Annotated in this window: 24 protein-coding genes; 15 read left to right on the plus strand and 9 right to left on the minus strand. The window is 63.6% G+C overall.

Translation table 11 applies throughout. The features are described 5' to 3' along the window. Nucleotides 1–3 precede the first annotated feature (3 nt). The 6 genes from Q9235_RS05355 to Q9235_RS05380 all read left to right on the plus strand — a co-directional run bounded on the left by Q9235_RS05355 (nucleotide 4) and on the right by Q9235_RS05380 (nucleotide 6,643). Nucleotides 4–1,782: a thiamine pyrophosphate-binding protein gene (locus tag Q9235_RS05355; protein ID WP_306228121.1), complete on the plus strand. Its 1,779-nt coding sequence runs from the start codon at nucleotides 4–6 to the stop codon at nucleotides 1,780–1,782. 15 nt (nucleotides 1,783–1,797) lie between these two features. After that, on the plus strand, nucleotides 1,798–3,273 hold the full coding sequence (locus Q9235_RS05360) for an aldehyde dehydrogenase family protein (RefSeq protein WP_306225795.1): 1,476 nt from the start codon (nucleotides 1,798–1,800) through the stop codon (nucleotides 3,271–3,273). A gap of 70 nt (nucleotides 3,274–3,343) precedes the next feature. Next, nucleotides 3,344–4,342 carry an ABC transporter substrate-binding protein gene (locus Q9235_RS05365; protein ID WP_306225796.1) on the plus strand — a complete coding sequence of 333 codons (999 nt, stop codon included), beginning with the start codon at nucleotides 3,344–3,346 and terminating at the stop codon, nucleotides 4,340–4,342. Then, nucleotides 4,339–5,151, plus strand: coding sequence for an ABC transporter ATP-binding protein (locus tag Q9235_RS05370; RefSeq protein ID WP_306225797.1), 813 nt, complete (start codon nucleotides 4,339–4,341; stop codon nucleotides 5,149–5,151). Before Q9235_RS05365 ends, Q9235_RS05370 begins: the two co-directional genes overlap by 4 nt. Next, nucleotides 5,148–5,900 carry an ABC transporter permease gene (locus Q9235_RS05375; protein WP_306225798.1) on the plus strand — a complete coding sequence of 251 codons (753 nt, stop codon included), beginning with the start codon at nucleotides 5,148–5,150 and terminating at the stop codon, nucleotides 5,898–5,900. The genes Q9235_RS05370 and Q9235_RS05375 overlap by 4 nt, the downstream gene beginning before the upstream one ends. Continuing rightward, nucleotides 5,897–6,643, plus strand: coding sequence for an ABC transporter permease (locus Q9235_RS05380; RefSeq protein WP_306225799.1), 747 nt, complete (start codon nucleotides 5,897–5,899; stop codon nucleotides 6,641–6,643). The genes Q9235_RS05375 and Q9235_RS05380 overlap by 4 nt, the downstream gene beginning before the upstream one ends. Nucleotides 6,644–7,210: 567 nt before the next feature. On the opposite strand, the gene Q9235_RS05385 is transcribed toward Q9235_RS05380, so the two are convergent. The 4 genes from Q9235_RS05385 to Q9235_RS05400 are packed head-to-tail and all read right to left on the minus strand — an operon-like array spanning nucleotide 7,211 to nucleotide 11,686. Beyond that, nucleotides 7,211–8,245, minus strand: a complete 1,035-nt coding sequence (locus tag Q9235_RS05385) for a hypothetical protein (RefSeq protein WP_306225800.1) — start codon at nucleotides 8,243–8,245, stop codon at nucleotides 7,211–7,213. Between the two features lie 10 nt (nucleotides 8,246–8,255). Next, nucleotides 8,256–9,575: an HlyD family type I secretion periplasmic adaptor subunit gene (locus Q9235_RS05390; RefSeq protein WP_306225801.1), complete on the minus strand. Its 1,320-nt coding sequence runs from the start codon at nucleotides 9,573–9,575 to the stop codon at nucleotides 8,256–8,258. A 10-nt stretch (nucleotides 9,576–9,585) separates the two neighbouring features. Further along, nucleotides 9,586–11,301, minus strand: coding sequence for a type I secretion system permease/ATPase (locus tag Q9235_RS05395; protein ID WP_306225802.1), 1,716 nt, complete (start codon nucleotides 11,299–11,301; stop codon nucleotides 9,586–9,588). A gap of 55 nt (nucleotides 11,302–11,356) precedes the next feature. Beyond that, a complete protein-coding gene (locus Q9235_RS05400; RefSeq protein ID WP_306225803.1) occupies nucleotides 11,357–11,686 on the minus strand; it encodes a hypothetical protein in 330 nt (109 codons plus the stop codon). A 344-nt stretch (nucleotides 11,687–12,030) separates the two neighbouring features. On the opposite strand from Q9235_RS05400, the gene Q9235_RS05405 reads away from it, so the two are divergent. After that, nucleotides 12,031–12,693 (plus strand): LysR substrate-binding domain-containing protein, encoded by a 663-nt coding sequence (locus tag Q9235_RS05405; RefSeq protein WP_306225804.1) that lies wholly within the window; start codon nucleotides 12,031–12,033, stop codon nucleotides 12,691–12,693. Nucleotides 12,694–12,819: 126 nt separating this feature from the next. On the opposite strand, the gene Q9235_RS05410 is transcribed toward Q9235_RS05405, so the two are convergent. Continuing rightward, nucleotides 12,820–13,878: a LacI family DNA-binding transcriptional regulator gene (locus Q9235_RS05410; RefSeq protein WP_306225805.1), complete on the minus strand. Its 1,059-nt coding sequence runs from the start codon at nucleotides 13,876–13,878 to the stop codon at nucleotides 12,820–12,822. 134 nt (nucleotides 13,879–14,012) lie between these two features. On the opposite strand from Q9235_RS05410, the gene Q9235_RS05415 reads away from it, so the two are divergent. The 8 genes from Q9235_RS05415 to Q9235_RS05450 all read left to right on the plus strand — a co-directional run bounded on the left by Q9235_RS05415 (nucleotide 14,013) and on the right by Q9235_RS05450 (nucleotide 23,018). Continuing rightward, a complete protein-coding gene (locus Q9235_RS05415) occupies nucleotides 14,013–15,302 on the plus strand; it encodes an ABC transporter substrate-binding protein (protein ID WP_306225806.1) in 1,290 nt (429 codons plus the stop codon). 2 nt (nucleotides 15,303–15,304) lie between these two features. After that, a complete protein-coding gene (locus tag Q9235_RS05420) occupies nucleotides 15,305–16,258 on the plus strand; it encodes a carbohydrate ABC transporter permease (RefSeq protein ID WP_306225807.1) in 954 nt (317 codons plus the stop codon). Next, nucleotides 16,239–17,114 carry a carbohydrate ABC transporter permease gene (locus tag Q9235_RS05425; protein WP_422678272.1) on the plus strand — a complete coding sequence of 292 codons (876 nt, stop codon included), beginning with the start codon at nucleotides 16,239–16,241 and terminating at the stop codon, nucleotides 17,112–17,114. The genes Q9235_RS05420 and Q9235_RS05425 overlap by 20 nt, the downstream gene beginning before the upstream one ends. Nucleotides 17,115–17,121: 7 nt before the next feature. Then, nucleotides 17,122–18,288, plus strand: a complete 1,167-nt coding sequence (locus Q9235_RS05430) for an aminotransferase class V-fold PLP-dependent enzyme (protein ID WP_306225808.1) — start codon at nucleotides 17,122–17,124, stop codon at nucleotides 18,286–18,288. 411 nt (nucleotides 18,289–18,699) lie between these two features. Continuing rightward, on the plus strand, nucleotides 18,700–19,419 hold the full coding sequence (locus Q9235_RS05435; RefSeq protein ID WP_306225809.1) for a GlxA family transcriptional regulator: 720 nt from the start codon (nucleotides 18,700–18,702) through the stop codon (nucleotides 19,417–19,419). A gap of 221 nt (nucleotides 19,420–19,640) precedes the next feature. Beyond that, nucleotides 19,641–21,143 (plus strand): ABC transporter substrate-binding protein, encoded by a 1,503-nt coding sequence (locus tag Q9235_RS05440; protein WP_306225810.1) that lies wholly within the window; start codon nucleotides 19,641–19,643, stop codon nucleotides 21,141–21,143. Between the two features lie 61 nt (nucleotides 21,144–21,204). Continuing rightward, nucleotides 21,205–22,146 carry an ABC transporter permease gene (locus Q9235_RS05445; protein ID WP_306225811.1) on the plus strand — a complete coding sequence of 314 codons (942 nt, stop codon included), beginning with the start codon at nucleotides 21,205–21,207 and terminating at the stop codon, nucleotides 22,144–22,146. 2 nt (nucleotides 22,147–22,148) lie between these two features. Next, nucleotides 22,149–23,018, plus strand: coding sequence for an ABC transporter permease (locus tag Q9235_RS05450; RefSeq protein WP_306225812.1), 870 nt, complete (start codon nucleotides 22,149–22,151; stop codon nucleotides 23,016–23,018). A 62-nt stretch (nucleotides 23,019–23,080) separates the two neighbouring features. On the opposite strand, the gene Q9235_RS05455 is transcribed toward Q9235_RS05450, so the two are convergent. From Q9235_RS05455 to Q9235_RS05470, 4 genes are all read right to left on the minus strand, one after another. Beyond that, a complete protein-coding gene (locus Q9235_RS05455; RefSeq protein WP_306228124.1) occupies nucleotides 23,081–23,809 on the minus strand; it encodes an amino acid ABC transporter ATP-binding protein in 729 nt (242 codons plus the stop codon). Next, on the minus strand, nucleotides 23,806–24,462 hold the full coding sequence (locus Q9235_RS05460) for an amino acid ABC transporter permease (protein ID WP_306225813.1): 657 nt from the start codon (nucleotides 24,460–24,462) through the stop codon (nucleotides 23,806–23,808). Before Q9235_RS05460 ends, Q9235_RS05455 begins: the two co-directional genes overlap by 4 nt. A 1-nt stretch (nucleotide 24,463) precedes the next feature. Beyond that, on the minus strand, nucleotides 24,464–25,186 hold the full coding sequence (locus tag Q9235_RS05465) for an amino acid ABC transporter permease (protein ID WP_306225814.1): 723 nt from the start codon (nucleotides 25,184–25,186) through the stop codon (nucleotides 24,464–24,466). 86 nt (nucleotides 25,187–25,272) lie between these two features. Beyond that, nucleotides 25,273–26,148: an amino acid ABC transporter substrate-binding protein gene (locus tag Q9235_RS05470; RefSeq protein ID WP_306225815.1), complete on the minus strand. Its 876-nt coding sequence runs from the start codon at nucleotides 26,146–26,148 to the stop codon at nucleotides 25,273–25,275. Nucleotides 26,149–26,165 lie beyond the last annotated feature (17 nt).

Raw genomic sequence — 26,165 nt, forward strand, 5'->3', positions numbered from 1 at the left:
CAGATGAAGCCGGTCCAGCCGACCCCCGAGAACAGCAAGCAGTTCGGCAGCGATCCGATCGCGTCGCTCCTGCGCGAGCTTGGATACCCTTACATCGCGCTGACGCCCGGCGCGAGCTTTCGCGGCCTGCACGACAGCCTGGTCAATTTCCTCGGCAATACCCGCCCGGAATTGCTTCTCTGCATCCATGAAGAGTGTGCCGTGGCGCTGGCTCACGGCTGGACGCGGGTGACCGGCAAGCCGCTGCCCGTGGCGTTGCACTCCAATGTCGGGCTGATGCACGCGACCATGTCGATCTTCAACGCCTGGTGCGACCGCATCCCGATGGTGTTGATCGGCGCGCAGGGCCCGCTCGACGCGATGTCGCGACGCCCCTGGGTCGACTGGATTCATACTTCGACCGATCTCGGCGCACTCATTCGCGGCTACACGAAATGGGACAACCAGCCGGGCTCCGTGCCGGCTGCGCTGGAAGCCATTGTTCGTGCCAACCAGATCGCCACGACCGCGCCCGCTGGCCCGACCTATGTCTGCCTCGACGCCGCGCTGCAGGAGGAACTGCTCGACGCGCCGGTGGAACTTCCTCCGCTGGCGCGCTACGCAGCGCCCGCTCCGGCCGACCCATCGGAGGACGCGCTGCGGCAGGCAGCGTCCCTGCTCGCCAGTGCCAGGCGCCCGCTCCTGATGATCGGCCGTGTCTCGGCGACACGCGCCTGCTGGGACCAGCGCGTCGCGCTTGCCGAAAAGCTCGGCGCCCACGTCCTGACCGATATCAAGACTGCGGCGAGCTTTCCCACCGACCATCCGCTCCAGCCGTTCCCGCCCACCTTGTATGTCACGCCTGAAGCTGGAGGGCTGATCCGCGACGCGGACGTGATCCTGTGCCTAGACTGGGTCGATCCGGCCGGCACCATGCGGCAGGCCTGCCAAGGCGCGATGCCGGGCGCCAAGATCATCCAATGCTCGCTCGACCAATACAGCCATAACGGCTGGAGTATGGATTATCAGGCGCTGCCGCCTGCCGACGTCAACATGCTCGCATCGCCTGACCGGCTGGTCGAATGCCTGCTGCGCGAACTCGGCTCGGCACCGTCGAAGACGCCCGTCTCGGTCGTTGCCGCGCCGTCCGATCCAGGCCCGGACATGATCGAGGGACGCATCTCGGTCGAGGCTATGGCGCGAACCGTCACCGACACGCTCGCACAGGAAAATCCCTCCTATATCCGGCTTCCTCTCGGCTGGCCCGGCTCCTGCTGCCGCTTCAAGGACCCGCTCGACTATATCGGCTTCGACGGCGGCGGCGGAATCGGCTCCGGACCTGGCATGGCGGTCGGTGCTGCGCTGGCACTGCGCGACATGAACAGCGACCGGCTCCCGGTCGCGGTGCTCGGCGACGGCGACTACCTGATGGGGCTGACGGCGCTCTGGACGGCGGTTCATTATCGCGTGCCGCTGCTTGTCCTCGTCGCCAACAACAAATCCTTCTTCAACGACGAGCTGCATCAGGAACGAGTGGCACGGATGCGGGGCCGACCCGTTGAGAACCGCTCGATCGGCCTGCGCATGGACGATCCTCCGCTGGACCTGGCGAAACTGGCGGAAGGACAAGGTGCTGTCGGCCATGGCCCGGCGGCGACGCCGGACTCGCTTTCCGCGATGATCCGTCAGGCGGTCGCGGATGTCCGCGCCGGCAAGGTCGCCGTGATCGACGTCTCGGTCGCTCCCGAATATGCCCGCGCGACATCGAACGCGATGCTTCGCCAGTCCAGCCCCGGTTCCTGAGAAGCAGCGACGATCATGCCCAGCTCGACAAACAAGACCCTTCCCGCCAATCGCGGCCTCTTCTACGGCGGCGCCTGGCACGAACCCGTCGCAGGCGGCCGGTTCGAGGTCTGGGACCCTTCGACCGGCGAATCGCTCGGCCATGCCGCCGAGGGCGGCGCAGCCGACGCCGACCTCGCCGTGCAAGCGGCGCGGGCCGCGTTTCCGGGGTGGCGCGATACGCCGACCAAGGAGCGTGCCCGCATCATCCGCGAGGCTGCCGCAATCCTGCGCGCAAATGCCGACGACCTCGCCACGCTCGACGCGCTCGACGGCGGCAATCCCTGGCAGGCGATGTATCACGACGTCGACATCAGCGCCGAGTACATGGAATATTTCGCCGGCCTGGTCGTCGAGATGAAGGGCGTGACGATCCCGCTCAAGCCGGGCGTGCTCAACTACACGATGCGCGAGCCGCTGGGCGTCGTGGCACGAATCGGTGCCTTCAACCATCCTCTGCTGTTCGTCGCCGGCAAATGCGGCGCACCGCTCGCCGCCGGCAACACCATCGTCATCAAACCGGCCGACCAGACGCCACTCTCGGCGCTTCGCATCGCCGAGCTCTGGCAGGACCTGTTCCCGCCTGGCGTGTTCAACATCGTCACCGGCGGCCGCGACGCGGGCGCGGCGCTTGCCGCACATCCTGGTGTCGCCAAGATCGGCTTCATCGGCTCGGTCGCTGGTGGGCGCGCGGTGATGCAGGCGGCAAGCGCGACGCTAAAGCAGCTCACGCTGGAGCTCGGCGGCAAGAACGCGCTGATCGCCTGTTCCGACACCGCTCCGGAGGTGATCGGGCGCGCCGTCGTGCGCGGCATGAACTTTCGCTATGTCACCGGCCAGTCCTGCAATTCGACGAGCCGGATCTTCCTGCACGAGGATATCTACGACGCCTGCCTGCCTCATATCGTCGAGGAGGTCTCGAAGATCAGGATTGGCCTGCCGATGGATCGCGGCACCGAAATGGGCTGCCTCTCCAGCAAGCCGCAATTCGACAAGACGATGAGCTACATCGAACTCGGCAAGCAGGAAGGCGCGCGGCTGCTCTACGGCGGCAAGCGCGTCGCGGACCCGGCGCTGGCCAAGGGTTACTTCGTCGAACCGACCGTCTTTGCCGACGTGACGGACGACATGCGGATCGCGCGCGAGGAAATCTTCGGCCCGGTCGTCTCGCTGCTGAAATGGAGCGACGAGGCCGACATGATCCGGCGCGTCAACCAGCTCGACCTCGGACTGACGGCTTCAATCTGGACGCGCGATCTCGATCGGGCGCATCGTCTCGCCACACAGGTGCAGTCCGGCTACGTCTGGGTCAACGACGCCGCCACTCACTACGTCGGTGTTCCGTTCGGCGGCTACAAGCAGTCCGGCATGGGAAGGGAGGAGTCGATCGACGAGCTTCTGGCCTGCACACAGATCAAGAACGTCAATGTGACGTTCCGGCACCGGCCCTGATTTCGAGGGCAATACCACGACCATAAAACAAAAGGCCGCCAACAACGGCTGCACCTCAGGGAGATGAGACATGAAGCTTCACGGTCTACCCCGATCGTTTTCGGCTTTGGCCGCCATCGCATTGGCGGTCGGGCTTTCGGCGAGTGCATCGGCCCAGCAGATCGCAGTCGGCAATTTCGGCGTTTCGGCGAACGGGATGCCCTTCGCCATTGCCATGGATAAGGGCTTCTTCAAGGACGAGGGCATCACCGTAACCGGCATCATCACCTCGGCCGGAGGCGGTACATCGCTACGCAACATGCTGGCCGGTGGCGTGCCCTATGGCGAGGTTAACCCCGGCGTCGTTGCCGCGGCGATCCAGCAGGGCGCCGATCTGCGCATCATCTCCGACAACGTCCTGACCGTCGCCGAGTTCGTCTGGGCTGTGCGGCTGGATTCGCCGATCAAGTCCCTCGCCGACATCAAGGGCAAGAAGATCGGCTATACCAATCCGCGCTCCACCAGTCAGGCGCTGGCTCAGATGGTTGCCCAGAAGGCGGGCCTGCAGCCCACCGACGTCGAATATGTGCGCACCGGCGGCTTCGGCGAAGGATATGCGGCGCTGGGCTCCGGCATGATCGATATCGCGCCGATTCCCGAGCCGCTCTGGGCCCAGTACAAGGACAAGCTGCGCGCAATCGCGACCGCCAGCGATATCCTGCCGCCGCTGTCGAACGTCGTCGGCGTCACCACCGCCAACATGGCCGCCGAGAAAGGCGACTTCATCAAGGCGGTCATCCGCGCCCGCCGCAAGGCGGTGGCGTTCATGGCCGAGAAGCCCGACGAGGCCGGCGACATCGTCGCCAAGCATTACAACCTGACCCCAGAAGTCGCACGATCGGCGGTCCACAATCTCGTCGCGTCGCGCACCGAGGGCATCGAGTACTGGGGCTCCGGCCAGTTCAACATGTCGGGGCTACAACGGATGCTCGACCTGCAGCGTTCGCTGGGTGCGCTGTCGAAGGACGTCGATGCGAAAGAGATCGTCGACATGCAGTTCCTCCCGGAAGACATCCGCAAGCCGCGATGAAAATGGAAAACAACATAGCGGTGCATGTCAGCCTGCGCGGCGTGACCAAAGTCTTTCGCCGCGCCGGCGCCGAGGACGTCCACGCACTCGGACCCATCGATCTCGACCTGCGGCGCGGCGAGTTCTTCGCCGTCGTCGGCCCGTCAGGATGCGGCAAATCTACGCTGCTCGAAGTGCTCGCCGGCCTTGCGCCGGTGACTGAAGGCAGCGTTGAATTCGAGGGCGCCTCCATCAGCGGCCGGATCGCCGACGGCGTGGGCGTCGTCTTTCAGGAGGATGCGAGCTTCCCCTGGCTCAACGTGTACGACAACATCGCCTTCGGGTTGAAACGCATGGGCACGCCGGCGGCCGAAATCGAGGCCCGCGTCAGGCGAGCGCTCGATATGATGGGTCTGGCGCGGTTCGCCGAGAGCTACCCCGCCCAGCTTTCCGGCGGGATGCGGCAGCGGGTCTGCATCGCCAGGACTCTCGTGCTCCAGCCGCGCCTCATCCTGCTCGACGAGCCCTTCGGTGCCCTGGACCAGCAGACGCGGCTCCTGATGGGCGAGGAGCTGCTGAGGCTGTGGCGCGAGACCGGCGCGACGATCTTCCTGATCACGCATGCGCTCGACGAGGCCGCGATGCTGGCCGACCGCATCGGCGTGATGTCGGCACGTCCTGGCCGGCTGCTCGAGACAGTCGAAACCGGCTGGCCCGCCGATCGCGACAGCCGGATCGTCGAGACACCCGAGTTCGGACATGTCACCGCCCGGCTCTGGCAATGGCTGCGGGCGGAATCGATGAAGTCGCTCGGATCGGGCGCAAGATGAAACCGGTCGTCATCCTGCGGCTGGGCGTCATCGTCGCGCTGATCGCGCTGGTCGAACTGCTGTGCCGCACCGGCGTGATCGACAACTTCACCATGCCGCCGCCCAGCCGCATCGCGAGCGATCTGGGCGCCATCCTCGTCAGCGGAAAATTCAACGGCGCGATCATGCGCACGCTGTCCAATGCGGCGATCGCCTTCGCGCTGGCGGTATCAGTCGGCATCACGGCGGCCGTCGCCATCCACGCCATGCGGCCATTGCGCGAGGCCCTCGATCCGCTCTTCGCGACCTATTACGCGATCCCCGTGCTGGCGTTCTATCCCTTGCTGATCCTGGTCTTCGGGCTTGGGGACATCCCCAAGATCCTCATCGCCTTCATGCTCGGCGTCATCGCCGTGATCGTGAACACGCTCAACGGCCTGGACAAGGTTTCCCGTGTTCTCCTGAAGACGGGGCAGATCTTCGGCCTGCGTCGCTTCGAGACCGCGGTGCGGATCACGCTGCCCTCGGCGGCCCCTTTCGTGCTGACCGGCGTCAAGTTCGCCGTCGCCTATGCGCTGATCGGGATCATCGGTTCCGAGTTCATCATGTCGACCGACGGCATGGGGTTCGAGATCGCTTTCGCCTACAACAACTTTGACAACGCGACGATGTACCCGCTCATCCTCCTGGTCGTTCTCGTGTCCATCACCGTCAACATGGCACTGGGCGCCTGGGAGCGTCGGATCCTGGTGCGGAGAGGCCTGCGATGACCGGCGACACACCCAGGCTGCGTGGCGCAATTCTGCTGGTCGCAGCACTCCTCGTAGCGTGGCAGCTCGCCTATTGGATCGTCGGCGATCTTGCCCTTCGCCCGCCGCTCGCTACGTTCAAGTTTGCCGGCGATCTGATCATGCGCCCGACCTTCTGGCCGCATTTTCTGGAGACCGCCCAGGCCTTCGGCGTGGCGTTGGCAATCGCCGTCGCATTGGGCCTCCTCATCGGCTTCCTGCTCGGGATGAGCAAGATCGCCGGCGAGGTGCTGGAGCCGATGCTTGTCGCGCTCTACTCGATTCCGAAGGTCACGCTCTATCCGATCCTGCTCCTTGCCTTCGGCCTCGGAATGCCGGCCAAGATCGCCTTCGGCGCGTTGCACGGTTTCATCCCGATCGCGCTCTTTACGATCAACGCCGTCCGCAACGTCCGGCCCATTCTCGTCAAGACGGGTCGCGTGATGAAGTTCGGCCGCTTCGAGATGATCAGCAGGATCGTCTTTCCGGCGGCGCTGCCAGAGATCTTCACCGGCCTGCGGATCGGCTTCTCGCTGACGATGATCGGCACGGTGCTGGGGGAGATGTTCGCCTCACAACGCGGCCTCGGCTACATGCTGATGAACGCGATCGGCCTTCACAACGTCGACGTGATCATGGCGATCACCCTGCTCCTCGTCGCTTTCGCGGCCGTGGTCAGCAGCATACTGCTGATGATCGACAGACGTCTCCACAGGCGCTTCTAGCGCTCACGTCGCCGAGTCTTTGCGGCGAAGGGCTGGGCAGAACTGCGCCTCTCTAAAAAATTGTACCCCTCACGCTCAGCGGACTGTCGCGGAATGCGCCATTATCTGCCGCTCGTCGGCTGCCCGGAAGCGGACATTGGGTACGGATTGTAGGGGCGTTGGACCATTCATCCGACAGGCTATAAATCGAGACTGTCAAACAGCCCTGCGTCCGATTTGGACCAAGCTGTATTGAGGGGGAAGGGCAGCGCAGGCTTCAGCGAACGCTCTTGTTGCCGCTCTCAAAATTCGCAGGGAACCCCTGGCTTGAGCTTCCTGCAGAAGGAGTAGGGTCCGCTTAGCGGTCGGCTCGTGCCCCATGACCCTGTCGAGGAACTGAAAGGCCTCCAAAGCCGTTCTGATCTCGATCCTAGGCCCACCAAGCTGCGTAATATAGATCGTCATCTTCAGATAATGAATCTCGGGCACGCTGAGCTCCTTTGGAGACAATACGCGCCTCGTGACGTCCTAGATGCATTCGGCAAGCAATTTTTAAATAAATCAGCGCGGAAAAATGCACGGTCAATTCTAGAGAAGACCGTGCAGCAAACTTCCGTGAGCGCCGGCCGACGTATCGAAATCTCCGCCAACGTCACTATAGGACTGACCGGAGAAGCCGATTTTGACAGCTTCGACCGTGGAGGCGAGGTACGGCAGGTCGATCTGCAGCCCTCCGGCGGTGACGGACGGAGCGTGGTCCTGTTCAGGCGCCGGGGCGACCGGATCGCCGTCGTTCCCGAACAGGGTCGCCAGCAGGCCGCCGCTGCTGCCGGCATCGTGATCCGCGCCGAGCAGGCTCTGCGGGATGTCGGTGACCTTTGCGAGCGTCGTGTCTAGCGAATGATCCAGCCGCTCCAGCGCGGCATCGAGCTTGAACGTCGCCGCCGACAGCGCGGTATCGACCCTTGCCGCGATTGTTTCACCGAGCTGGCCGACCGTCTGGTCGAGCCGCTCGCTCAGCTGCGACTGCTTCGCCTCCAGAGACTCAACCAGCGTGCTCAGCTTCTCGAACGCCTTGCCGAAATCAGGCGCGTCGCTGCCGCCGATCGCTTCGAGCAGGCTGCGAGCAGGCGCCGAGTCGCTCTGTGCCGTATCGTCCTTCGCGGCGTCCGCAGCGGGCTGGGTGCCACGCTCGTCCTGATGGGTGGCGCCGGCGCCCGGCATCGATGCTGGAGCGTCGGCCGACATTCCGCCGCTACGATCCAAGCTCTGGACGGGCGGGTTCGCGGCATTGGTGGGCGCCGTCGGATCGGCGTGTGTCGCTTCGGTGGCAGTGGCTTCCACGACAGGCTTTTCGGCCGCAGCCGGCGTGCCATCTTGCGCCTCCGGCTGCTGCGCCGATGGAGGCGGATCGCTTGCCCGCTCCGGCTGCTGAACCTGAGCGGCCTCCATGCGGGCCCGGTCGTCCATCACCTCGGCCAACGCGCCGCTCACCGCTCCCGCCAGGAACACGCCGGTGGTGGCCGCGAGCGCCGCCGCCGATTCGATCCCCTGTGGGGCAGCCGAGCGCTGTGCGCCCTTCGCGCCGGTAGACTTGATCTCGGCTTTTCCCAGTCCGCTCATCGCCTCCTCCTCACTTCTCGCGGAACGAACCTGAAATCTCGTCCAGCAGCGGGCCGACCAGATATTCGAACAGCGAACGCCCTTTGGTGGGGATTACGACCTCGGCGACCATGCCGGACTGCAGAGCGACCTTGGCCCTCTGCACGTCCTGATCGTTCATCCGCACCTTGACGGAATAGAAGGCCTGACCGGACCTCTCGTCGGTGATGCGGTCGGCCGAGACGACCACGATCTCGCCGCGGATCGTCGGCCGTTCGTTGCGGTTGATGCTGACGAGCCGGATATCGGCCTGGCGCCCGGTCGCGACGTCGCTGATCTCGTTCAGCGGCAGGCGGGCTTCGACCATCAGCGGATTGGTGTTCGGTACGACGTCCATCAGCTTGGCACCGGGCTGGATTACGCCGCCCTCAGTAAAGACGTTGAGGCCGACCACCATGCCGCTCGCCGGCGCCTTGATTTCGGTCCGGCCGAGTGCCTCGCTGGCGGCGGCGATGCGTGGCTCGCCGGCGACGAGCTTGGCCTGTACCTCGCGCAGCCGGTCGGTGACTTCCGCGATGATGCCGCGCTCGATCTTGGCGATCTCCAGCTCCGCTTCGCCCACAGCTTCCTGGATGCGCGCGACTTCGGCGATTCTGGCACCGCGGTCGGCCTCCAGCTTCGCTGCGTCACGCTCCAGCGCGAGTACGCGGGTTTTAGGCGTATAGCCTGCGGCGAGAAGCTGGCGCGCGCCGCCGGCTTCCTCCTCCAGCAGCGACTTCTGGCGCTCGAGTCCGGCGATCTGGGCCTGGAGACCGCCGCGCTGCTCGCTGAGCTGGCCGATGCGCTGCCTCAGGATATCAGCCTGGGTCCGGGTCTGCCGCTCGCGGGCGGCGAGAATCGCCGTCTCATTGGCAATCGCCTGCTTGACGGCCGCTTCGTCGCGGCGGGCGTCGAGCGCTCCAAAATCCGGCTGCGTCTTGCGATCGCGCTCGGCGACGAGGCGGGCCTCCTCCGCCAGCAGCGCATCGCGCTCGGCTTGCAGGATATCCAGCCTGGCCTTCGGCTCGGTCTCCGACAGGACCATCAACACCTGCCCGCGCGCGACGCGATCACCCTCCTTGACGCGCAACTGCCTGATCACGCCGCCATCGGGATGCTGCACCGATTGGCGCTGCCCCTCGACCTGGAGATTGCCTTGGGCGATCGCCGCACCCGACAGGGGCGCGAGCGCACTCCAGGCTCCGAAGACGAGCGCGAAGCCGGCGAGCGTCGCCAGACCCAGCCGCACCGGCCCGGCGGTCGTCATATAGGTGCCGCGGCGGTTGGCCTGAAGCTCCAGGAGTTCCGTCATCGCGTCCTCCTCAGGTCACGGTGCCCTGCTGCTTCTTCGGCAGCATGGTCCGCTTGATATGAGCGTAGACCTCCTCCGGCGGGGCGAGCTTCTCCATTCGGCCTCCGCGAACGAACATCAGCGCGTCGACCACCTCCAGCACCGTATCGCGATGCGTCACGACGATGATCGTCGAGCCCTGCTGCTTCAGCGTCAGGAGCGCATTCTTCAGCGCGATCTCGCCAGTGCCGTCGAGATTGGCGTTCGGCTCGTCGAGAATGATCAGCGGCGGCTTGCCGAGCAGCGCGCGCGCCAGGCCAAGCCGCTGGCGCTGGCCGCCGGACAGCCCGACGCCGCCCGGCCCCAGCATGGTGTCGTATTGCTCGGGCAGTTCCAGCACCATCTCGTGGATTCCGGTCATCTTCGCGGCCTCGACGATCTCCTCGATGCTGGCTGGACCAAAGCGGGCGATGTTGTCGCGCACGCTGCCGGCGAAGAGGCCGATATCCTGCGGCAGATAGCCGATGCGCTTGCCGAGCTCGGTGCGCGACCATTGCGCGTAGTCGATGCCGCCAAGTTGGATCGCTCCGGCCGAGGGAGAGATCGCGCCGACGAGCAGCCGCGCCAGCGTGCTCTTTCCCGAACCGCTCGGCCCGACGAGCCCGATCGCCTGTCCGGCCGGCAGGTCAAAGGAGATGTCCGACAGGATCGGCGCTTTCCGGCCGGGCAGCGTGTAACCTAGGCCCTTCGCCGCCATGGCGTGATCATCGGCCGGAACGATGGTGCGCGTCTCCTGCGGCGGCACCTCGCGCAGCAATTCGCGGACGCGGGCATAGCCTTGCCGCGCCTCGTTGAAGGAGCGCCAGGTCGCGACCGCCTGCTCGACGGGGACCAGCGCCCGGCCCATCACGATGCTGGCGGCGAAGATCGTGGCCGGCATGATCGCCTGGCCGATTGCCAGCCAGGCGCCGACGCCGAGCATCAGCGCCTGCAGCAGCAGCCGCGCGACGCGGATGCCAGAGGAGACGACGGCGTTGCGGTCACTGGCCGAGGCCTGCTCGGTGAGCATCGTGTCGCGGCTGGCGAACCAGTTGCGCTCGATCGCCGGCTGCATGCCCATCCCGACGACGACGTCGGAATGACGCAGGATGTTCTCGGTGAAGACATAGGCGCGATTGCCCGACGCTTCCGACTGCCGCAGCGCGCGGCGCGTGATCCGCTCGTTCAACACGGCAAGACCAAGCAGCAGCAAGGCTGCGAGCGTGGCGACGATGCCGAGCAGAGGATGAATGATGAAAAGCAGGATGAGGTAGATCGGGATCCAGGGCAGATCGAAGGCGAAATGGATGCCGGGGCCGGTGACGAAGGAGCGGAACTGGTCGAGATCGCGCAGCGTCTGCGCGCCTTTCGAGTAGCCCTGCCGCGCGGAGCGGACGATCAGCGCCTCAAAGACCCGGCCCGAGAGCGCCGCATCCAGGCGGACGCCGCAGCGGATCAGCAATTGCGAGCGCGCCGCGTCGAGCAGCCCCATCGTGGCGAGCGCGATCGCCAGGATCAGCGTCAGCATCAAAAGGGTCGTGACGTTCTCGGAGACGAGAACGCGGTTATAGACCTGCATCAGATACAGCGGCGAGCTGAGATAAAGCAGGTTGATCGCGCTGCTGAAAAGCCCGGCCAGCGCGAAGGGCCGCCACATGGCTTTCAGGGCGTCGCCAACCTCTTCCGCAATGATCGCATTGTTTTTCATGCCGGTGCCCGACGGAAATCCGGGCGGCTAAGCCGCCCGGATGACGTCCGATCGATTACAGCAGGCCGCCGAGAAGGCCGCCGCCGCCACCGTTCGAGTCGGTCTCGGAGCTCGACGCGCTGTCATTGCTCGAACTGGTCCCGATGAAGGTCGGGGCCGCCAGGCCGATGCCGAGATCACCAATGCCGGTGAAGGACTGGTGATCGCTGTCACCATCCGAGCCATCGCTGCTCTGGCTCTCGGAACGCAGAACATCTGAGAGGCTGAGCCCGAATTGCGGGTTGGTCCCGAACTCGGTGTTGTTTTCAGAGGAGCTCACGTTCGCTTCACGGCTATCGTTGTTCGAGCCGAGAACGCCGCCCAGGAGATCGTCGAGAAGTGCCATCTTTGGTTCCTTTCGGAGTTTCAGATGCCGACGTCGACGCGCCGACACACTGATAATCCCGGAAAGGCGGGCAGAGTTGCGTCCCGTTGGGTGACCATTCTGTGAAACTTAAGGCGATTTCGTGGGCGTTATTTCGAAGCCTGAGGATAGTGTTTTTTGAAGTTCCAAGTCCGCGGCCTCGCGACACTCGCACCGCTGGCACGATCGCATTCACTTGTCGGCATGCGCCACTAGCAGACTCTAATTCATCGCCCGGAAGCGGACCTCTGCGGTACGCCCGCCTCACGACTGGAACCGGCCCATAGCCAAGCTGACATCATTCGGCCCATTCCTGACATCGTCCAATGCCTATCATCATGGGGACCTCGGCCAAGGGACGCCTGCGGCTCGATGTGCCGTCAGCGCTTGGAAACTTCGTCATTTTCCCAGCGCTCGCCGAGTTCAGCGCCCAGTTCTCGGACATCCAGTTAGTAGTCGGCGTCGGCGACCGGCCAGTGAATCTGATCGAGGAGAGCGTGGATTGCGTCATTCGCGGTGGCAAGCTGGCCGACACGATGCTGGTTTCGCGTCTGCTGTTCAATGACCCGCTGGTGACCTGCGCTGCGCCCGACTACCTCGCAAAACACGGCATTCCGACATCACCATCAGGATTGGAAAGGCACCACCGGATCGTCGGCTATTTCGGGGGTGTAACGGGTGAGCCGGTGCCGCTCCGCTTCGGCAGGAAAAACGAGACCTATGCAATCTCCCGCTTCGACAACGCCACTAGCGACAGCACCAGCCGCATCCACATGATGCTGGCCGGCATGGGGGTTGGGCAGATGCACCAGAGCGCAGTCGAGAGCCACCTTTCGTCCAGCGCGCTCGTGAGCGTGCTGGAGGACTGGACGAACGACATCATCCCCATGCAGATCACGTATCCGCCCAGCAAGCAGGCCAATGCGAGGCTCAGGGCATTCATTGATTGGATGGCGGCTCAGTTCAAGGCCCAACGCGAGCGACGATAGGTGCTATCGACCCCATCCGGCCAGTGCGATTGGAGTAACGCCGCGCGTCGGCATCGCGCCAATTCCGGACATTGAGCCACAGCCCGAAAGCGGACATCGCTTGATGCCAAGACTGGCGCTTCCTCGCTAGAGCAGACTCTCGGTCTCAAACGGAAACGGAGGCTTTCGAGACGTCGATGCTCGGACGATCAGCTCGGGGGGGAAAACAATACTTGCCGCGTTGGTGGCCTCGCCATCGCGCAAGAGACAGGCAACGGCCGCTTCTGCCATCGCGGACAGCGGCTGACGCAAGCTGGTCATCGGCGGGTTCATCAGCCGGGCCAGAAACAGATCGTCGATACCCACCATCGCGACATCCCGAGGAATCGAGAGGCCTTGCTCGCGCAGGCCCGCTGCCAAGCCGATCGCCAAAAGATCATTCATCGCGATCAACGCCGTCGGTCGCTGCTGCTGGCTCGCAAGAGCAGACGACGCCTCGACGCCGAGCTCCGCGATCATATCGTCGCCATACTGGTTCTGGGGCAACGAGATCTCGTACACTTGTGCGACGCTGCCCAGGCCGTGCCGTTCGACGGCGCTGAGGAAGCCTTTGAGGCGAGCGACGCGAGCGGCCGTCTGCGCCGGCCCGGTCACATAAGTGATGCGTCGATGGCCCTGGGCTACGAGATGATCGACCGCGAGCGTGGTCGCCATGACGTTGTCGACCGTGACGACATGGATGCCCGGCTTCGCGGCGGCGGCATCGCCCTCGAAGGCGACGACAGACAGCCCCCTGCCGACGAGCTCGGACAGATGCTCCGGGTTCAGCAGCGAGGAGCCCGTGATGATGCCACGCACGCCGAGCGCCATGAGATCCTGCGCGAACTGCTTCTCTTTCTGCGGATCCCGAAAGGTGTTGCACAGGATGACCTGATGGCTACGCGCCTGAGCGGCATGCTGGATCGCCATGGCGATCGCACCAAAGAACGGATTTGCAACGGCTGGAACGAGCAGTCCGATCGTCGCCGTCTTGCCAGTCTTCAGCTGGAGAGCCACCTGGCTGGGCCTGTAGTCGAGCTCGGCGACGGCCGCCTGGATGCGCTCTCGGGTCGCCGGCGTCATCTTGTCGAGCCGGTCGTTCAGGTAGTTTGAGACGCTGGAAGCCGACACGCCGGCAGCGCGGGCCACATCGAGGATCGTCGCCATATATCGGCCCTGATTTCTGCAGGTATATCGTTGCACAAAGCTCGGAGCTATGAAAAGCTTGGAAAAGATGGGCGCGTTCCGATCAGCTAGATGCCCACCAGGAAACGTTAGCAAGGCCTCCAGGGAGAGCGACAATGGCGAAGACGATTTCGCGGCGCGACATGCTGCGTATGGGCGCGTTGATGGCGGCGCCGGCCATCCTGAAACTGACCGGCACGCCTGCTGCCGCTCAAGCTGGTCGCCTCAGGATTTCCTGGTGGGGTGGCGCCGATCGCGCCAAGCGGACCCAGGCCGCCATCGATGCCTTCAAGGGGCTGAATGTCGGGCTCGACATCGTGCCCGAGAGCGTCGGCTGGGATGCCTACTGGACCAAGCTCGCCACGCAGGTCGCGGGTGGAAACCCACCCGACATCATCCAGATGGATTATCGCTATCTGCCCGAGTATGCGCGGCGCGGGGCGTTGCGGCCGCTCGATGACCTGATCCCTTCGGTGATCGACGCGAGCGACTACGTCCCCTCTGTGATCGAGGCCGGCAAGATCGACGGCAAGCAGTTCGGCATCCCCATGGGCATGAACAGCGATGTCCTGCTCTACGACAAGACCATGCTGGAGAAGCTCGGTCTGCCGGCGCCGACGCCAGAGATGAGCTGGGCCGAATTCACGACGCTGGGCGAGAACATCACCAAGAAGGCCAACAAGCGCGGCTATTTCGGCGCGGCCGACCCGAGCATCATGGAGCCGGAATTCGAATTCTGGGTGCTGACGCGCGGTCGCACGCTCTATGACGCTTCTGGAAAGCTCGGCTTCACCCGCGACGATGCCGAATCCTGGCTGGCACTCTGCGCCGAGATGCGCGCCAAGGGCGCGATCGCGCCGCCGGAACTCGCAGCCACCGACAAGATCACCATCGACAGCGATCTGTTGACGACGGGCCACGCGGCCATCACCTTCACCAACAGCAACCAGATCGTCGGCTATCAGGCGGCGAACAAGGGCAAGATCGGGATGGCCTTCCACCCGAAGGGCGACAAGCCCGGCGAATACCTGAAGCCCTCAATGATGCTGTGCGTCTCGGCGACCGCGGCCGACCCCAAGATGGCCGCCGCCCTGATCGACTTCATGGTGCTGAAGCCCGGCGGCGCCAAGCTGCTCGGCGTCGAGCGCGGCGTTTCTCCTTCCGCGAAGATTCGCGATCTGCTGGCGGGGGACCTCGACGAAACAGGGCGCATCCAGGTCGACCATCTCTCGGCGCTCAGCAAGCGTGGCCCCGCGCCGCTGCCTCCCGCTCCGCCGAAGGGTGCTGCCGAGGTTACGGCCCTGATCCGGCAGGCCGCCGAGAAGGCGGGCTTCAAGCAGCTCACGCCGAAGCAGGCGGCCGATCAACTGGTCTCGGAAGCCGAGCGCGTCCTGTCCAAGGCCTGATCATGACGGCATTCCGCGAAAGCGCGGTCACCGCGCCGGGCGTTCGCGCCCGGCGCGCAGGATCCGGGCGCTGGCGGCGCGCCCTGCCGGGTTACCTGTTCCTGGCCCCTTGGCTCGCCGGCTTCTTTCTCCTGACGCTCGGCCCGACCCTTGTCTCGCTCTATCTGTCGTTTACGGATTTCGACCTGCTGCGCGCGCCGCAATGGGTCGGCGGGGCGAATTACGAGCGCATCTTCACCTCCGATCCGAAGTTCTGGAGTTCGGTCGCGGTCACACTGACCTATGTGGCGATTTCCGTGCCGATGAAGCTCGGATTCGCGCTCGCCATCGCGATGTGGCTCAACCGTGGCATCGCCGGCCTAGGCATCTACCGGGCGATCTTCTACCTGCCGTCGCTGCTCGGCGGCAGCGTAGCGGTCGCGATCCTCTGGAAGCAGGTCTTCGGCTATGACGGGCTGATCAACCAGCTTCTCTGGCTCGCCTTCGGCGTCAACGGCCCGAGCTGGATCTCCAACCCGTCGACCTCGCTCTACACGCTCGTGCTGCTCAGCGTCTGGCAGTTCGGCTCGCCGATGATCATCTTCCTGGCAGGCCTGCGCCAGATCCCGCGCGATCTCTATGAAGCCGCAAGCATCGACGGCGCGACCCCGCGCCAGCAATTGGTGAAGATCACGCTGCCTTTGCTCGCACCAGTGATCTTCTTCAACCTGGTGCTGCAGACGATCGAGGCCTTCAAGGCCTTCACGCCGGCCTTCATCATCAGTGGCGGAACCGGCGGTCCGGTCGATTCCGTGCTGTTCTATACGCTTTACCTCTACCAGCAGGGCTTCGCTTACTTCCGCATGGGATATGCCTCGGCGCTCGCCTGGATCCTGCTGCTGACGATCGCCGCCTTCACGGCGATCGCGTTCCTGTCACAACGCTATTGGGTCTACTATGAAGACGATCCGCGCTGAGGGCGCCGCCGCGGCGGAGGAAGCAGACCGCTCCTGGCGGGCGCTGCCGAAGCATCTGGCGCTGGCGCTCGCCTCGATCGCGATGCTCTATCCGCTCCTTTGGATGTTGAGCAGCTCGTTCAAGCCGGAAGAGGACATCTTCAGCGACCTCTCGCTCTGGCCACAGACGGTGACACTCGGCAACTATGTCGAGGGCTGGTTCGGCCTCGGCATCCAGTTCGGACGGTTCTTCCTGAATTCGCTGATCGTCTCGGGCCTGGCGGTGGTCGGCAATCTCATGGCCTGCTCGCTAGCCGCCTTCGCCTTCGCCCGGCTGGAGTTTCCACTGAAGAAGCTCTGGTTTGCGGCCATGCTGGGCACGCTCATGCTGCCCTATCACGTCACCCTGATCCCCCAATATGTGCTTTTCCAGAAGCTCGGCTGGCTCAACACCTTCTGGCCACTCGTCGTGCCGAAATTCCTCGCGGTCGACGCCTTCTTCATCTTCCTGATGGTGCAGTTCTTCCGCGGTATCCCGCGCGAGCTCGACGAGGCGGCGGTCATCGACGGCTGCGGGCCCTGGCGAATCTACTGGAGCATCATGCTGCCTCTGTCGCGACCGGTCCTGGCCGCAGCGGCGATCTTCTCCTTCATCTGGACCTGGGACGATTTCTTCGGCCCGTTGCTCTACCTGACCGATGTCGCCAACTACACGGTGCCGCTGGCTTTGCGCGGCTTCGTCGATGCGACGAGCCGCTCGGCCTGGGGACCGCTCTTCGCGATGTCGATTTTAAGTCTCGTGCCGGTCTTCGCCGCCTTCCTGATGTTCCAGAAGCACATCATCGACGGTATCGCGGCATCGGGACTGAAGCGGTAGCATCTCGATGATTACAGTCTCATCGCCACCTGCATTCGGCGCAGCCATCCGCGATCAATGGCTGCTCGATCCGAACAAGCTGACAGTCAATCACGGGGCCTATGGCGCGACGCCGAAGGTGGTGCTGGCTGCCCAGGACGAGTGGCGCCGGCGCATGGAAGCACAGCCATCGCTCTTCATGCGCCTAACCCTGCCGCCGGCCCTGCGCGCCGCCGCAGATGCCCTGGCCCGCTTCGTCGGTGCAGAGGGCCGCGACCTCGTCTTCGCCGACAACGCCACCAGTGGCTGCAACGCCGTGCTGCGTTCGCTCGACTTCACGGCCGGCGACGAGATTCTGATCCTGAGCCATGCATATGGCGCGGTGCGCAACACGATCCGCTATCTTGCCGAGCGGCACAGGCTGAAGATCGTCGAGGCACAGATCGCGTTCCCGCAACCCGATGCCGGCCAGATCGTGGCGGCGGTCGCCACGGCGCTGACGAAGCGGACGCGCGTAGCGGTTCTCGACCACATCACCTCTTCGAGCGCGCTCGTGATGCCCATAGCCCGCCTGGTCGCGCTGTGCCGCGATGCTGGTGTGCCGGTGCTGATCGATGGTGCGCATGCGCCAGCCCAGATCGATCTCGACCTCACCGCTATTGGCGCGGACTGGTATGTCGGCAATTGCCACAAATGGTTGATGGCACCCAAAGGCTGCGCCTTTCTCTGGGCGCGGCGCGACCGCCAAGGACAAATCCATCCGCTGACGATCTCCCACGGCTTTGGCGGCGGCTATGTCGCGGAATTCGACTGGACCGGGACGCGCGATCCGAGCGCCTTCCTCGCGGTCGAGGCGGCACTTGCCTTTCACGACACGCTCGGCGGCGGCGCCTTGCGCGCGCGCAACAAAGCGCTGGCAGAACGCGGTGCCGCCATTCTGGCGTCGGCGCTTGGAACGGCGGTCGGGGCCAGCCCCGCATATTCTGGAGCGATGCAGCTCGTTCGACTGCCTATCAATAGCCCTGCAACGCCCGAAGGGGCGCTGGCGGCGCGGCATGAACTGGAGGTCAGAGGCTGCGACGCGCCTGTATCAGCAATCGATGGCGGACTGTGGCTGCGTCTTTCGGCACAGGCCTACAACGAGGAAGCAGATTTCGAGAAGCTCGCCTGGATTGTTAAATCATTCTGCCAATAGCCGTCTCGCTATCGACGACAACGAAGGGCCGAGTGGCGCCAAGCCGGCTCCAGCATCAGAGGCTGCGCTGCGCCACAACCGGACATTGGGTTGCTGCCCGTAGGCGGACGTTTAGGCCTGCCAATCCACCTGATCGCGTTGCGTTGGCGCTGTTCGAGTTATGAAGAATGTCAACGAGACAAAGAAGGGCACTCGCCTGCACGCATGAGCAGGCAAGCGTTTCGTTATTGGAAGCTGCAAAGCAAAAGCGGCAAGACTCTTCGTTCGCGAGCTCGGCCCGAAGGCTCAGAGGAGCCATTCTCAAGGGCGAACGGGTCATTCATTGGGTCGTCGTTCCAGACATATTCCACACCGCGCGCGATGCGGCCTGCCGTCTCCCGTCCGTAAACCTTCTCGACTATGGCGAGAACCATGTCAGTTCCGGCGGACACCCCGGACGACGTGATGTACTTGCCGTCCTCGACCCAGCGTGCTCGCCCTTGCCAGTTGACCTTCGTGCTCTGGCTGGTGGCCCAGGCCACGACGCATTGGGCACGTTGCAAGTCATTGGCCGCCCAGTTCCCCAGGACCCAGGTCGAAACCGACCCGATCTTCGTGCGGGACGGGAACGTATGGACATCGGCTGGTGTGACCGCCGGCATCGATCTGACCTTGGAGCTCATCGAGCAGGACCTGGAGCGGCCAAAGGCCCTGGCTGTCGCCCGCAGCCTGTTGATGTTCGTGAAACGGCCGGGAGGTCAGGCACAGTTCAGCGCGCCTCTGAGGATTCAACAGGCCGAAGACCGCTTCGATGATCTCCACGCCTGGATCTCCGCGAATCTTCCGATCGCCCAGTCGGTAGGGGATCTCGCCGACCATCTCGGTATGAGCGAACGCAGCTTCAGCCGGCGCTACCGCGCTGCCACCGGCGAGACGCCTGCGAAGGCTCTAGATGGATTGAGGCTGACCGAGGCGCGCCGGATGGCGGAAGACACCGATCTGTCGATCAAGGACATCGCCTATCGTTGCGGTTATGGCGCGACCGAGTCGATGCGGAGATCGTTTTTGCGTGCGCTCGGCGTTCCTCCGCAGGATTACAGGTCGCGGTTTCAGGTCGGCGCCGGCAGCGGGCCATCGCTCGACCAGAGTTGAGGTGGCACGCTGTAAACTTCGATCGAGAATGCATGCCTCAAAAGCTGAATGCGGCTCCATCTGCCATGTGACGAAAATTTCGAGCAGCTTCGGAATCAGAGAACTAAAATTCCGAAGACCAGATTTCGCCGGAATTTTCTTCCCCTAAGCGCTTCGGCATGCTTGGCTTGGCGAAGACGCTCTCAGTTTCACCGATCGCGATGAGGAGATGCATCACCGTCATGTTCAAAAGGTTTGCAACCGTTTCGCTTCTGACGCTGATGATCGGCGCCGCCCAAGCGACCACGCTCCGTGTTGGTGTGCAGGAAGATCCCGACGCCCTCGATCCGGCGCTCAGCGGCACCTATGGCGGACGCTTCGTCTTTGCCTCGCTTTGCGACAAGCTCGTCGACATCGCTCCGGACCTCAAGATCGTGCCGCAGCTCGCTCAAAGCTGGGAGTGGGCCGCAGACGGCAAGGCCATCACCTTTACGCTGCGCCCGGGCGTCAAATTCCATGACGGCACGGCGCTCGATGCCGAGGCCGTGAAATTCAACATCGAGCGCATGAAGTCCATGCCCGATTCCAAGCGCAAGGCGGAGCTTGCACCCGTCAGCAGCGTCGAGGCCGTCGCTGCCGACAAGGTCAGGCTCGTGCTGTCGGAACCATTCATTCCTCTGCTGGCCAATCTCAGCGACCGCGCCGGCATGATGGTTTCGCCAAAGGCCGCCAAGGAGAAGGGAGCCGACTTCGCTGCCGCTCCGGTTTGCGCTGGCCCCTACCAGTTCGTCGAGCGCAAATCGCGTGACCTGATCCGCGTCAAGAAATTCGCTGATTACTGGAACGCTGGCGCCATCGCCTATGACGAGGTGGTCTACTACTACATCGCCGATTCGACAGTGCGGCTGCAGCGCGTCAGAGCGGGCGATCTCGACCTGGCGGAACGCATCGCGCCGACTGATCTGAAAGCCGTGCGCGAAGACAAGAATCTCGCGCTGCATTCCGCCGAGGGCCTGGCGACCTCGCATCTGATGATCAACGTGGCCAATGGCCCGAAGGCCGATTCCCCGCTCGGGAAGAATGCGAAGCTGCGTCAGGCGTTCGAACTGTCGATCGACCGCAATGTCATCAACAAGGTCGCTTTCAACGGCGAATTCGTCGCCGACAACCAGATGGTCCCGCCATCGAACCCGTTCTATGACGCATCGCACAAGGCCCCCGCGCGCGACGTCGCCAAGGCCAAGGCCCTGATCGCCAGCGCCGGGATGTCTCGCGTTCCAGTGGAACTGACCTTTGGAAACACCTCGGCCGATGCGCGCGTCGCGCAGATCGTCCAATCGATGTCGGGCGAAGCCGGTTTCGACGTGAAGCTTCTACCGCTCGAAAACGCCTCGGCGACGGATCGTTATCTGAACGGCAATTTCGAGATGTATATCGGCAACTGGAGCGGTCGCCCCGATCCGGATGCGTCGCTGGTCGTATTCTTCGGCTGCCAAGGGTCGCAAAACGTCAACAAATACTGCAACAAGGAGCTTGATGATCTGTTGACCGAGGCGCGCGGCGCTGCCGACGAGGCCAAGCGCAAGCAGCTCTATGCCCAAGCGACCGGAATCCTCGTCACCGACCTCCCGACCATCCCGATCTATCATCCCAACTGGTTCTTCGCGGCGCGCAAGAACGTGGAAGGTATCGTGATGGTGCCCGATGGCCTGTTGCGACTGACGGGAATGAAGCCCGGCAAATGAGGCAGCCGATCGCTCGCTGGCAGCGGGAGTATCGTCGAAACGGCCAGATGTTGCGCCGGCCATGCTGAGTACGCTTCTTCGCCGGCTCGGCGTGGCTTTGCCGACACTGCTCCTTGTCTCGATGCTGGTCTTCGGATTGCAGAAGCTTCTGCCCGGAGATCCGGCGATCGCGCTCGCAGGCGAGGAGCGCGATCCGGACGTGATCGCCTACCTGCGCGAGAAATATCGCTTCAACGATCCCATCCCCACGCAGTATATCGCCTGGCTGGGCGGGGTGATTCAGGGAGATTTCGGCAACTCGGTCCGCACCCGGCTGCCGATCGGGACGATGCTAGCCGAGAAGCTGCCGGTAACGATCGAACTGGCCGTGCTTTCGATGATAGTCGCGATCCTGATCGGTTTGCCAATCGGTATCATAGCGGCGCTGAAACGCGGGTCAGTTCTCGACTACGGGTCAAGCTTTATCGGGCTCGTCGGCCTTTCCATTCCGAATTTCTGGCTTGGGATCATGCTGATCCTCTTGTTTTCGGTGCATCTCGGCTGGCTGCCGGCTGGTGGCTATGTCGCGCCCTCAGAAAGTCTATTCGGCAATCTGAAGTCGATGCTAATGCCGGCATTTGTTCTGGGAACCAGCACGGCGGCGATGCTGATGCGGCATACCCGGAGCGCCATGCTGCAGACGATGAGGCAGGATTATGTGCGAACGGCCAGGGCGAAGGGCTCGCGGGAAAAGGACGTCGTCGTCACTCATGCGTTGCCGAACGCCCTCATCCCAGTGGTGACGCTCGGGACGCTGCAGTTCGGGGAATTGCTGGCCGGCGCGGTTTTGACGGAGCAGGTCTTCTCCATTCCCGGCTTCGGCAAAATGATCGTCGATGGCGTTTTCAGCCGTGACTATGCCGTGGTCCAGGCTGTGGTCCTGTGCACAGCGGCCTTCTTCCTGCTGATGAGCTTCCTCGCCGATGTGGCGTACACGCTCCTGAACCCGAAGCTCAGGGGATAGAGATGTCCGACACCGTCCCGCTTCCGGACCGCGGCCGACAGTCTGGCTCACGTCTTGGACTGTCGCGCTTCCTCAGGGCGCCATCGACGTTGATCGGTGCGTTCATCGTCGTGTTCTTCATCGCAGTCGCTGTCTTTGCGCCACTGATCGCCCCGTATGACCCGAACACGCCCGATTGGATGGCGATCCGATCGGCGCCGAGTGCGGCTCACTGGTTCGGAACGGACGACCTCGGTCGGGACGTGCTGTCGCGGGTCATCTTCGGCACGCAGGCGTCGCTTTCAGCAGGCGTCGTATCGGTGCTGGTAGCCATGCTGCTGGGCGTGCCGCTGGGAATGGTCGCGGGGTATTTCGGCGGTGTGACGGATATCATCATCGCCCGTTTGACGGATGCCGTCCTGGCCTGTCCGTTTCTGGTGCTGGCCATTGCATTGGCCGCGTTCCTCGGCCCGAGTCTCGAGAATGCGATGATCGCGATCGGCGTCTCGGCCATGCCGATCTTCGTGCGCCTGGCGAGGGCGGAAACGCTGGTGGTTTGCACCGAGGACTACATCATGGCCGCCCGCTCGCTGGGCATTGGTCATGTCGCCATGCTCTATCGCCAGATCAGTCCCAACATCATCCCGCCAATCGTCGTTCAGGCCACGCTGACCATGGCGACGGCTGTTCTGGCAGAAGCCGGACTGGCATTTCTCGGCCTCGGCCAGCTTCCTCCGGCCCCGTCATGGGGAAGCATGCTGGATGTTGCCCGCCAATTCCTCGGCGAAGCCCCCTGGATGGCAATCTGGCCCGGCCTCGCCATCATCGCGATCGTGATCGGGTTCAATCTCCTTGGCGACGGCTTGAACGACATGGTGACGCCGCAGGACTGAAGACGGCGTCCGGCTGCCCCGAAGCGCTCGCGGGTTACGGAGACAGCAGGGCGCTTGCCGTCTCAATGGTGCAGGATCTTGGAGAGAAACCGGATCGCCCGTTCGCTCGCGGGTTTTTCGAAGAATGTCGCGGTTCGGGCGTCCTCGACGATCACGCCCTCATCCATGAACAGCACACGGTCAGCCACGCGCCGCGCGAAGCCCATCTCGTGGGTCACCACGATCATCGTCATGCCCTCTTTCGCCAATTCGGTCATGACATCGAGGACTTCGTTGATCATCTCGGGATCCAAAGCGGAGGTCGGCTCGTCGAAGAGCATCGCAATCGGATCGAGAGCCAAAGCCCGTGCGATGGCCACGCGCTGCTGCTGCCCGCCAGACAGGGTCGCGGGGAAACGATCCGCGTGCGAGCGCAGACCGACCCGGTCCAGCAGTTCGAGCGCGCGGGCCAGGCTGGCTTCCTCGCTGCGCTTCAGCACATGTCGCTGAGCCAGGCAAATGTTCTCGGCCACGCTCATGTGAGGGTAGAGTTCGAAAGACTGGAAGACCATGCCGATCCGGGCGCGCAGCTTCGGCAGGACCGTCGCGGGATCGCCGACCGACGTACCGTCGACCGTGATCCGTCCCTTCTGGAACGGCTCGAGGCCGTTGATGCATTTGATCAGCGTGCTCTTGCCTGAACCCGACGGCCCGCACACAACGACGACTTCGCCCTTCTCGATGCGGGTCGTGCAGTCGTTCAGGACCTGTGTCGCCCCATACCATTTGTCGACATGCTCAAGGGCAATCACGGCGCGATCCTTCGCTGCAGCAGGCTGACAGCTTGAGAAGCGGTCCAGCAAATGACGAAAAACACGACGGCGACGAAGACGTACATCTCCATCAGCCGGTTGTCGCGGCCGCCGATGAGGTCGGCGGCGGTAAGGAAGTCGCGCAGTCCGATGACGTAGACCAGCGACGTGCTCTTGAAGACATTGATCGACTGCATCAGCATCACGGGGAGCATGGCCCTGAAAGCCTGCGGCAGCACGATGAACCGCATGCACTGCGCCTGGGTGAAGCCACTGGCCAGACCGGCCATGACCTGGCCGCGACGGACGCCTTCGATGCCAGAGCGAATGATCTCGCAGAAATAGGCTCCCTCGAACAGGATGAAGCCGATGACAGCCGAGGAGAAGCCTCCGACCGGGTGCCCGACTGCGAGCGGAACCAGGAAATAGAACCAGAAGATCAGCAGGACGAGAGGGAGAGAACGCAGGAGGTCGACATAGAACGCTGCGAACCATCGCAAGGGCGCGATAGCCGATCGCCGCATCATCGCGAGCAGCACGCCGAGCGCGATACCTCCCACGATGCCGAGCGCGGTCAGAAGCAGCGTGATCTGCATGCCCTCCCAGAGCAAGGGCAGCGCCCGCGCGATCACGCCGAAATCGAAGGCACCCATGTCAGCGACTCCCCGCAGCGAGGGTTCCGGGCAGACGGGCACGCTTCTCGACCAGGCGCATCAGGCCGCTAATCGAAAAGCTGATCGTCGCGTAAATCAGGCTGGCCGCGGCGAAGGCCTCGATCGATTGCGAGGTATAGTCGGCGACTGCGCGCGTCCGCGCCGTCAGCTCCAGCACGCCGATGGTGAGCGCCAGGGAGGAGTTCTTGAAGACGTTGAGAAACTCGTTGGTCAGCGCGGGAATGGTCAGCCGATACGCCAGCGGCAGGAGGATCAGCCGATAGACCTGGGCCGTCGTCAGCCCCGTCGCGAGGCCAGCATTGGCTTGCCCCTTGCCAGCCGTCACGATGCCGGCGCGCAGCTGCTCGGCGACGCGACAGGCCGTGTAGAGCCCGAGACTGATGACAGCCATGGTGAATTCGGGGTGCGGGAGATCGCGCTTGAGCCAGCGCCCGATTTCGCGCGGCAGGAGTTCCGGCAGGACGAAATAGAACAGGAAGATCTGCACGAGCAGCGGCACGTTGCGAAAGACCTCGACATAAATCGCCGCGACGGTCCGCGCCGTTTTCGACGGCAAGGTCCGCATCGTCCCGATGACCGAACCCAGGGTGAGGCCGATGATCCAGGCGCAGATCGAGACGAGAAAGGTCCAGCCGAGTCCCGACAGGATCCAGCCGAAATACGGGTCGGCGAACAGCACCGACCAATTCCAGTTATAGCGCATGCGGGGCGTTTCCGGCCGCGGCTCCGCCGGCGGCTAGGTGACAAGCGAAAGCGGCGGCGCCGGCCATGACCAGCGCCGCAGCGCGATCAATCGGGATAGTTCTGCATCGACATCAGCAGCTTCAGATCGGCGTCGAGCGGCTGGCCGATGGTCGACATCCACTTTGTGTAGATCTTCTCCCACTCGCCGCTGCGGTAGAGATCGGCCAGAACCTTGTTGCCGAGAGACCTGAATGCGGAATCGTCGCGGCGGATCACGATGGCGTAAGGGTCGAAGGACAGCAGCCGGCCGGTCACCATGTAGAGGGCGGGATTCTTCGCCTTCGCGATCAATCCGTATTCCACCACCGCATCGGTCATGTGGGCGTCGGTGCGATCGCTTTCGAGCGCCGCCCAGGCCTGCGGCTGGTCCTTGGTCGAGAGCACCTTGATGCCGAGATTGAGCTTCTGGTTGAGCTCGTTCAGCACCTTTTCGTTCGTCGTGCCCTGATTGGCCGACACGACCTTGCCCTTCAGGTCTTCGATTTCCTTGATGCCGCTGTCCTTCTTCACCAGCAGGCGGTTACCGGTGACGAACATCGTGTTGAGGAAATCGAGCTGCTTCTGTCGGGAGAAAGTATTGGTCGTGGTGGCGCAGACGAGATCGACGGTACCGTTGATTAGAAGAGGAGTCCGCGTCTGGCCGTTCACCGCCTGAAACTTGACGGTGAGGTTGTCCATCTTCAGCTCGGCCTTCACCGCTTCCGCAATCTTGTTGCAGATATCGATCGAATAGCCCTGGGGTTTGCCAGCAGCATCGAAGGAGGCGAAGGGCGGCGAGTCCTCGTTGTGGCCGATGATGATCGTGCCGCTATCCTTGATCTTCTTCAGCGTTCCATAAAGTTCCTGCGCTACGGCGCCGCTCCCGGCACAGGCGAGCATCAGGCCCAGAAGCGCTCCCCGGATGATCATGTTCTTGTTCATTTCACTCCCCGTTTTCG

It is taken from the genome of Bosea beijingensis, from assembly GCF_030758975.1.
GTDB lineage: Bacteria > Pseudomonadota > Alphaproteobacteria > Rhizobiales > Beijerinckiaceae > Allobosea > Allobosea beijingensis.